This is a genomic window from Oleiphilus sp. HI0117, assembly GCF_001635235.1.
Genome location: NZ_LWGA01000747.1, coordinates 1 through 8,360, shown reverse-complemented (window position 1 = coordinate 8,360; position 8,360 = coordinate 1). Strand labels below are relative to the sequence as shown.

Annotated in this window: 7 protein-coding genes; 4 read left to right on the top strand and 3 right to left on the bottom strand. The window is 44.3% G+C overall.

The features are described from left to right. The 3 genes from pyrH to rpsB all read right to left on the bottom strand — a co-directional run. Positions 1–701 (bottom strand): UMP kinase (pyrH, locus tag A3757_RS11705; RefSeq protein ID WP_068739674.1); only part of this gene is annotated, 701 nt, incomplete at its 3' end. A 303-nt stretch (positions 702–1,004) separates the two neighbouring features. Next, on the bottom strand, positions 1,005–1,853 hold the full coding sequence (tsf, locus tag A3757_RS11700) for a translation elongation factor Ts (protein WP_068553000.1): 849 nt from the start codon (positions 1,851–1,853) through the stop codon (positions 1,005–1,007). 205 nt (positions 1,854–2,058) lie between these two features. Continuing rightward, positions 2,059–2,808, bottom strand: coding sequence for a 30S ribosomal protein S2 (rpsB, locus tag A3757_RS11695; RefSeq protein WP_068508230.1), 750 nt, complete (start codon positions 2,806–2,808; stop codon positions 2,059–2,061). 435 nt (positions 2,809–3,243) lie between these two features. Between rpsB and map the strand changes: the two genes are divergently transcribed. From map to A3757_RS11675, 4 genes are read left to right on the top strand one after another with little or no spacing between them, the layout of a single operon-like run. Then, the gene (gene map / locus A3757_RS11690; protein ID WP_068553001.1) at positions 3,244–4,029 is read left to right on the top strand and encodes a type I methionyl aminopeptidase; all 786 of its coding nucleotides are present in this window, start codon (positions 3,244–3,246) and stop codon (positions 4,027–4,029) included. Between the two features lie 18 nt (positions 4,030–4,047). After that, a complete protein-coding gene (gene glnD, locus A3757_RS11685) occupies positions 4,048–6,747 on the top strand; it encodes a [protein-PII] uridylyltransferase (RefSeq protein ID WP_082865085.1) in 2,700 nt (899 codons plus the stop codon). Continuing rightward, on the top strand, positions 6,744–7,946 hold the full coding sequence (gene dapC, locus A3757_RS11680) for a succinyldiaminopimelate transaminase (RefSeq protein ID WP_068567534.1): 1,203 nt from the start codon (positions 6,744–6,746) through the stop codon (positions 7,944–7,946). Before glnD ends, dapC begins: the two co-directional genes overlap by 4 nt. A gap of 38 nt (positions 7,947–7,984) precedes the next feature. After that, the gene (locus tag A3757_RS11675) at positions 7,985–8,344 is read left to right on the top strand and encodes an ArsC family reductase (RefSeq protein ID WP_068553852.1); all 360 of its coding nucleotides are present in this window, start codon (positions 7,985–7,987) and stop codon (positions 8,342–8,344) included. Positions 8,345–8,360 lie beyond the last annotated feature (16 nt).

The following is an 8,360-nucleotide window of genomic DNA, read 5'->3' as shown; positions in this document are numbered from 1 at the left end:
GATTCACCCACTACAATACTGCGCAAAACCCCAGGCTTATTCATATCAAATACTCTAACAGGCATATTGTGATCACGGCACAAACAAATTGCCGTTAGATCCATTACACCTAACTTTTTATCCAAGACTTCATCATAACTCAAAGCATCATACTTCACGGCTGTCGGATCTTTCATCGGGTCAGCGTTGTAGACACCATCTACTTTTGTTGCCTTCAATACAACATCAGCATCAATCTCAATACCTCGTAGACATGCAGCAGAGTCAGTTGTAAAGAAAGGGTTACCCGTTCCTGCGCTGAATATTACAACATCACCATCTTTAAGATCTCTAACCGCTCTGCGCCGATCGTAATGCTCAACAACACCACTCATCGGGATAGCTGACATAACACGCGTTGATATATTGGATCGTTCTAATGCGTCACGCATCGCCAAGGCATTCATAACCGTAGCCAGCATACCCATATGATCACCAGTAACACGATCCATTCCAGCCTGGCTTAGGGCAGCACCTCTAAACAAGTTACCACCACCTATGACCATGCCAACCTGAACACCTATACCAATCAGCTGACCAATTTCTAAAGCCATGCGATCAAGTACTTTTGGATCGATCCCAAAGTCCTCATCGCCCATTAGAGCTTCACCACTAAGTTTTAGAAGAATTCGTTTATATTTTGGCTGGAGATTTACAGGCATGAATCACTCTCGGCATTTAAAGCGTAGTTAACAAATACAGGTTAAGAACCTGCTTAATATGCATATGACGTATCTTAATTTCGGGGGAGTCGCCCCCACTAAAAACAGTCTTTCCAGATGAGCAAGTACTCCCCAGACAACTTTAAGATAAAAACCAATTGCCAGATACAATAATGCCGCATAAGAAAAATGGTTATATCACCCTTCTTATACGGCACGGTTGGGAATTGTATCAGGATTGGTAAAAAGTGGAACTATCTTTTCAACATTTACCTGTTAACAAACCCATGTAAACAGACTAAATTAGCCTTTAAGCTGAGCCGCAACCTCTGCAGCGAAGTCAGCCTCTTCAACCTCAATACCTTCACCTACTTCGATACGGACAAAAGAAACAACTTCTGCACCGCCATCTTTAGCCAACTGGCCAACTGTAACTTCAGGATTCTTAACGAAAGGCTGCTCAACCAAGCTGTTTTCCTTAAGGAATTTCTTAATACGACCACCCATCATTTTCTCGACGATCGCATCTGGCTTACCTTCCATATCAGGCTGAGCCTTAATGATATCCTTCTCTTTATTCAACTCTTCTTCAGGCATATCTTCAGGGTTAAGAACACGAGGATTAACCGCTGTTGCATGCATAGCGATATCTCTTGCCAACTCAGGCGTACCACCTTTAAGCGCAACAATCGAAGCAATTCGATTGTTAGAGTGAACATAAGCACCCACAACTTCACCTTCAGACTTAACAGCACGACGAGGAGAAATGTTCTCACCAATTTTCTGAACCAAAGCTTCACGCTCTGAATCAAGAAGACCAGCAACATCAGTAGAACCTGCTTCAAATGCAGCGCCTGCTACGTTATTTGCAAACGCAAGGAAACCTTCGTTCTTAGCAGCAAAGTCAGTCTCAGAGTTAATTTCAACTAACATTGCAGAAGTGTTGTCAGCAGATACTTTAGCCACAACCACACCTTCAGCAGCTGTACGGCCAGCTTTCTTAGCTGCCTTCATACCACTTTTCTTACGCAACTCTTCAATTGCCTTTTCGATATCACCGTCTACTTCAGCAAGTGCTTTTTTACACTCAAGCATACCAAGACCTGTACGCTCACGAAGTTCTTTTACCATTGATGCGCTAATAGCGGCCATGTCAATTCCTCTTTACCGTTACAACCCAAGCGGCTGTAAAATTAAAAAATTTGCTTCCATTACCTGAGCCCAAAAGGCGCTAAAATGTTCGCAAGCGGAACACACCTTCAACCAAATAAGAACCGAAGCATTATTAATAACGAATGAAAACAAGGGCCGGAAAACCGACCCTTGAGCACTTTATAAGAAAACGCTTACAGAAAGATTACTCTGCTGCTTTTTCGCCTTCTTCAGATGCCGCTGACTCTTCCGCCACTTCAACGTACTCACCACCTTTTGAAGAACCTTCAAGCACTGCATCAGCAAAAGCTTTTGCATAAATCTGAATAGCTCTGATCGCATCATCGTTACCAGGGATAACGTAATCAACACCATCTGGATCACTGTTTGTATCAACGATACCGATAACAGGGATACCTAATTTGTTAGCTTCTTTGATCGCAATACGCTCGTGATCAACATCGATCACAACCAATGCGTCAGGTAGACCACCCATATCCTTGATACCACCAATACTACGCTCTAGCTTCTGCATTTCGCGAGTCAGCATCAAAGATTCTTTTTTAGTCAACTTATCAAAAGTACCATCAGTGCTTTGAGTCTCAAGATCGCGGAAACGACGAATGCTCTGACGAATCGTTTTGTAGTTAGTCAACATACCACCCAACCAACGGTGGTTTACGTAAGGCATACCAGCGCGGCTTGCCTCTTCTTTAACAATCTTGCCAGCAGCACGCTTAGTACCAACGAACAATACCTTGTTCTTACCTTCTGACAGCTTTTTAACGAAAGCTAAAGATTCATTAAACGCAGGAACTGTTTGCTCCAGGTTAATGATGTGAATTTTGTTACGAGCACCAAAGATGTACTTACCCATTTTAGGGTTCCAGTAACGAGTTTGGTGACCAAAGTGTACACCTGCTTTAAGCAGGTCACGCATAGATACTGATGCCATGTTCTTTTCCTTTAATATGTTTGGGTTAGACCTCCACGAGTCCCATTAATCAACCATGAACCAAAACCACCGTAGCAGAAGCAGAACACAGCACCCAGATCAATGTGTCGAAACGTGTGCGGATTTAAGTCAATCGAGATTACCGACACCCTGCTGGATGTGAGTTCCCGAAATTTGCGTGCGCTTTATACCATATCCACTTCAAAATAAAAAGCGCATTCCTACATTTATAGCAGGCCAGGCCACTCAATTCTACGTTTAACCTTTAACAATATAAATCGAGCAGCCACCAGCAAATAACAATAATTATTCAATTAACTCACCTTTCGAGGTAGAATGCGGCGCATTTTTGATAAAAGTCTGTGTCGCAAATGGCGCTATAATGCTCTCCCGACACCATAACAACCCCTAGACAAAAGGCTCTCTTTTCGAGTTATGAATACTAAAGTTACCATCAAGTCCAACGAAGAAATTGAAAAGATGCGGGTTGCCGGGCGACTCGCCGCCGAAGTACTGGAAATGATCGAAGAGCACGTTGTTGCTGGCGTTTCAACCGGTGAACTAGACAAGATATGTCATGATTACATCGTTAATACTCAAAACGCCATTCCCGCACCACTTAATTATAAAGGCTTTCCAAAGTCTATCTGCACCTCGGTCAACCATGTCATATGCCACGGTATTCCAAGCGACAAGAAAGTGCTAAAAAGTGGTGACATAGTAAATGTCGACATCACTGTCATTAAAGATGGCTACCACGGTGACACCAGTAAAATGTTTTTCATTGGCAAGCGAAGCATTGCTGCCGAAAGGCTATGCAAAATTACGCAAGAATGCTTATACAAAGGCATTGCCCTTGTTAAGCCGGGTGCGAGACTAGGCGATATTGGCGCTGTTATTCAAAAGCATGCTGAAAACAATTACTATTCTGTAGTACGCGAGTATTGCGGCCATGGTATTGGTGCTGTTTTCCATGAAGAGCCGCAGGTCATGCATTATGGTAAACCAGGCACCGGCCTTGAGCTAAAAGAAGGCATGACCTTTACTATCGAGCCAATGATTAACCAAGGCAAACGCCACTGCAAACTCTTACCAGATGAGTGGACAGTCGTGACCAAAGATCACAAGCTTTCTGCGCAATGGGAGCACACTTTGCTAGTTACCTCAGACGGTTGTGAAATACTGACCTTACGTAAGGAAGAGGAAGGTCTGCTAAGTTAAGCACAAGCCGATAAAACTATGACGCAACACAGCTCGCTCTTCGAAAAGTTCACCCACGCATCTAGCCTGGACATGCAAACATTAGTCTCTGACTTAAGTACTTGCTCACAACCAGCCCTGAATGTTCGGACAATCCTGGAAGATAGTAAGCAAGTCCTTGATCGGCTGTATCTGGCAAATGAAGATATCCGTCAGCTTATCGAAGTTAAATCCAAACTCATGGATTATATTCTTAAAGGTTTATGGGCACGCTTCGGGTTCGACCAACATGTTAGCCTTATTGCTGTTGGCGGTTATGGCCGAGGCGAGCTGCAACCACATTCAGACATTGACTTACTCATCCTGGTAAGGAATGAAATTAATGATCAGCTGGGCACCAAACTGTCTGACTTTATCACACTATTATGGGACCTGAAGCTAGACATCGGCCATAGCGTTAGAACGATTGATGAATGTATTGAAGCCGCTAAAAGCGATGTCACCATTGCGACCAACCTATTGGAAACGCGCACTATCGATGGTGACCCCGAACTTCTGAGCATTATTTCAGACAAGGTCTATTCCGACGCAGTTTATACCTCTAAAGCCTACTTTCTAGCTAAACGCGAAGAACAAAGTGCACGCCACCTGAAATATAGCGGCACCGAATACAACCTCGAACCAAATCTGAAATCTTCCCCTGGCACCTTACGAGATATTCAGACCATTACCTGGATATCTAAGCGCCACTTTGGTGCTGAAGCTCCCAGCACACGCTCACGCTACCACTTTTTGACAGACGAAGAATTCCGCATGCTAGTCAGCGGCGAGACCTTTCTTCTTACCCTTCGTTATGGCCTGCAGATGATTGCCGACCGCAACGAAAACCGACTGCTATTTGAACACCAGCGCAAGCTTGCAGAAATACTCGGCTTTGAAGATGACGAGCAAAAGCTCGGTGTCGAGAAAATGATGCAACGCTACTATCGCATCGTATTGGGTTTAGCCGAACTTACTGACGTGATACTTCAGTACTTTGATGAGTTTTATCTAAACCCCGAGAGTGATGACAGTGTCCAAGAACTAGGTAAACGATTCCAAATTAATCACGGCTATATTGAAGCTAAGTCAGAAGATATTTTTGACCGCTCACCTTATGCGTTGATAGAGATTTTTTTGCTACTCGCACAAAACCCTCAGATCATTGGCATAAAAACCACGACAATTCGTCAAATCCGTGAACATCAATATCTTATTGATGACAGTTTCCGAAACGACCTGGCTAACACAAGCTTATTTATGGAGATACTGCGCACACCGCACGACCTTCATAAAACCTTAAACGCCATGCTTAAGTACAATGTACTGGGCCGCTACTTACCTGAGTTTGGACAGATCATCGGCCAAATGCAGCATGACTTGTTTCATTGCTATACAGTTGACGCGCATACGATTCAGCTTATCAAGAACCTGATTCATCTTGACTACCCTGAGGCAAAAAAAGAGTTTCCACTTGCCTGTCGTTTATACCGTTATATCCCTAAACGTGAAATCCTTTATACTGCTGGTATCTATCACGACATTGCTAAAGGGAGAGGCGGAGACCATTCCGAACTTGGCGCCATCGATGTTGAAAACTTCTGTCAGAACCATCATTTTAGCGAGCGCGATACACGACTCACTTCCTGGCTGGTCGAAAACCACTTACTAATGTCTATGACAGCGCAGAAGAAAGATATTGATGACCCTGAAGTTATTCATCAGTTTGCGCAACTAATTCCTAGCCTTACTCACCTTGAGTACTTATATATTTTGACTGTCTGTGATATTTCTGCGACCAATCACACCTTGTGGAACAGCTGGCGCGCGACACTGATGCAGCAGTTATATATCGAAACCAGGCGCGCAATACGTCGCGGCACAGATAAGCCTGTTGATCGCAATGACTGGATAGAAGCCACTAAACGCGAAGTCCGCACCTTACTCATCGATAGTGGCTACACCACACCAGAGATTGATGCTTTATTGGAGTCCTTTGAAGACGACTACTTCCTTCAAGACTCAACCGCCGACATCGTTTGGCAAATCTCTGAAGTACTTAATCATGGCAACTCAAGTGAGCCGCTCATCATCATTCGCGACACCCAAACCAAGCAAGGTGACGGTTTCAGCCATATTATGGTTTACGTCCGCTCAAAAGACGACCTATTTGCTGCAACAACTGCGGTACTTGAGCAACTGAATCTCAACGTCTTAAATGCCCGTATCAGTGCATCGAGAGGTGAGTTCAATTTGAGCCACTTTATTGTAACTGATGCACACAACATGCCCTTAGCAAACGATGTAGAACGAAAAGAGCAAGTTCGGTCACGCTTGATTGAAGAACTCGATGACCCGGAAGATTACCCTGAGATAATCAGCCGGCGCACACCACGCCAACTGAAGCATTTTGCCTTCCCGACTGAAGTGACTTTCAGCAATGACATGATTAATCAGCGTACCGTAATGGAGGTTGTAACACCCGACCGACCCGGCCTACTCGCTCGTATTGGCCAAGCACTTCTAAAGCATAATTTATCATTGATCAATGCACGTATTGCCACCTTGGGCGAGCGAGTAGAAGACGTTTTCTTCATTACCGACACAGACGGTCAACCGCTTAGTGACGCAATGATTTGCGAGGCCTTACAGCACGACATATGTACACTTCTAGATGAGCAGGTAGAAATAACCTCATGAACCCAGACTTGAATAAACTTCAGCCCTATCCCTTTGAAAAGCTTAAAGCACTGCTCGGGCAAGTAACACCATCAGCAGATTATTCAGCTATTCCCTTGTCTATTGGTGAACCGAAGCACCCTTCTCCGCAGTTTGTGCTCGACAGCATCACCAATAACCTAGGCAAAGTCGCAATATACCCAAGCACAAAAGGGTTACCTGAGTTTCGAAAGAGCATGACAAACTGGGCGACACAACGCTTTAATCTAAAGCCCGGCACTCTTTGCAGCGAAGATAATATTCTTCCGGTAAACGGCACACGAGAGGCAATTTTTTCTTTTACTCAGGCGGTCATCGATAGAGAAGCCAGTAATCAAGCTTTAGTGCTGAGCCCTAATCCTTTTTATCAGATCTATGAGGGCGCTAGCTATCTTGCAGGGGCTGAGCTTGAACTACTACCTACACTTGAGAGCTCCCAGTTCATTCCCGACTACGACTCTGTCGCCGATAGTACCTGGGACCGCTGCCAGATTCTGTTCATGTGCTCTCCGGGCAACCCGACAGGCGCTGTCACGCCCGCTGAAACGCTTAAAAAGCTCATAAAACTAGCCGACAAGCATGACTTCATTATTGCATCGGACGAATGCTATTCGGAGATCTATTGCGATGAAGACCAAGCTCCGACTGGTTTGCTAGAGGTCTGCGCCGAAATAGGAAGAGATGATTATAAGCGTTGTATTGTCTTTCATAGCTTGTCAAAGCGCTCAAACCTGCCCGGCCTACGCTCAGGATTTGTTGCAGGTGATGCAGACTTGTTAAAAGGCTTCTTGAAATACCGAACTTATCACGGCTGCGCAATGCCGATTCAACACCAGTTAGCAAGCATTGAAGCCTGGAACGATGAAGCTCACGTACAAGAGAACCGTAAAGCCTACAAACGAAAGTTCGAGGCAGTTCTTGAAATTTTAAGCCCGGTACTGAACATCAAGCAAAGTGATGCGAGCTTCTACCTTTGGCCAGAGACACCGATATCGGATGAAGAGTTTGCTCAAAAGCTATATCAGCAAAAGCATGTCACCGTGCTTCCGGGCAGCTATCTATCTCGTACCGTTAATGATCTAAACCCGGGTAAAAATAGAATTAGAATGGCCTTGGTTGCCAGTGAAGAAGAGTGCATCGAAGCGGCAACTCGAATTCGTGAATTCGTTGAATCTCTTTAGCACTCTTTCCACAAATAGTTTTTGTACAAGGTAAAACAATGAGCACAGTAAAAATCTACGGAATTAAAGCCTGCGATACCATGAAGAAGGCACTAACGTGGCTGGAAGAGCATGACATTGATTTTGAATTTCAAGACTATAAGAAGACAGCCATTGATGAGCAAAGCCTTGAAGATTGGCTTAGCCAGGTGCCTTGGGATCAACTAATCAATAAGCGTGGTACAACCTGGCGCAAGCTAAGCGATGAGGACAAAAGCGATATCGACAACGCAAAAGCTATTTCTCTTATTCAGAGTAATAATTCCATGATTAAGCGTCCGGTTTTAAAGATCGGCAATCAAATTCATCTTGGATTCAAGGCTGATAACTACGCCCAATTATTCGAGATAAACGACTAAATAAAGAGTACAGGGT

Excerpts from the sequence above, each read along its gene's own strand:
- tsf (WP_068553000.1), bottom strand. The coding sequence starts at position 1,853 with ATGGCCGCTATTAGCGCATCAATGGTAAAAGAACTTCGTGAGCGTACA.
- rpsB (WP_068508230.1), bottom strand. The coding sequence starts at position 2,808 with ATGGCATCAGTATCTATGCGTGACCTGCTTAAAGCAGGTGTACACTTT.
- map (WP_068553001.1), top strand. The coding sequence starts at position 3,244 with ATGAATACTAAAGTTACCATCAAGTCCAACGAAGAAATTGAAAAGATG.
- glnD (WP_082865085.1), top strand. The coding sequence starts at position 4,048 with ATGACGCAACACAGCTCGCTCTTCGAAAAGTTCACCCACGCATCTAGC.
- dapC (WP_068567534.1), top strand. The coding sequence starts at position 6,744 with ATGAACCCAGACTTGAATAAACTTCAGCCCTATCCCTTTGAAAAGCTT.
- A3757_RS11675 (WP_068553852.1), top strand. The coding sequence starts at position 7,985 with ATGAGCACAGTAAAAATCTACGGAATTAAAGCCTGCGATACCATGAAG.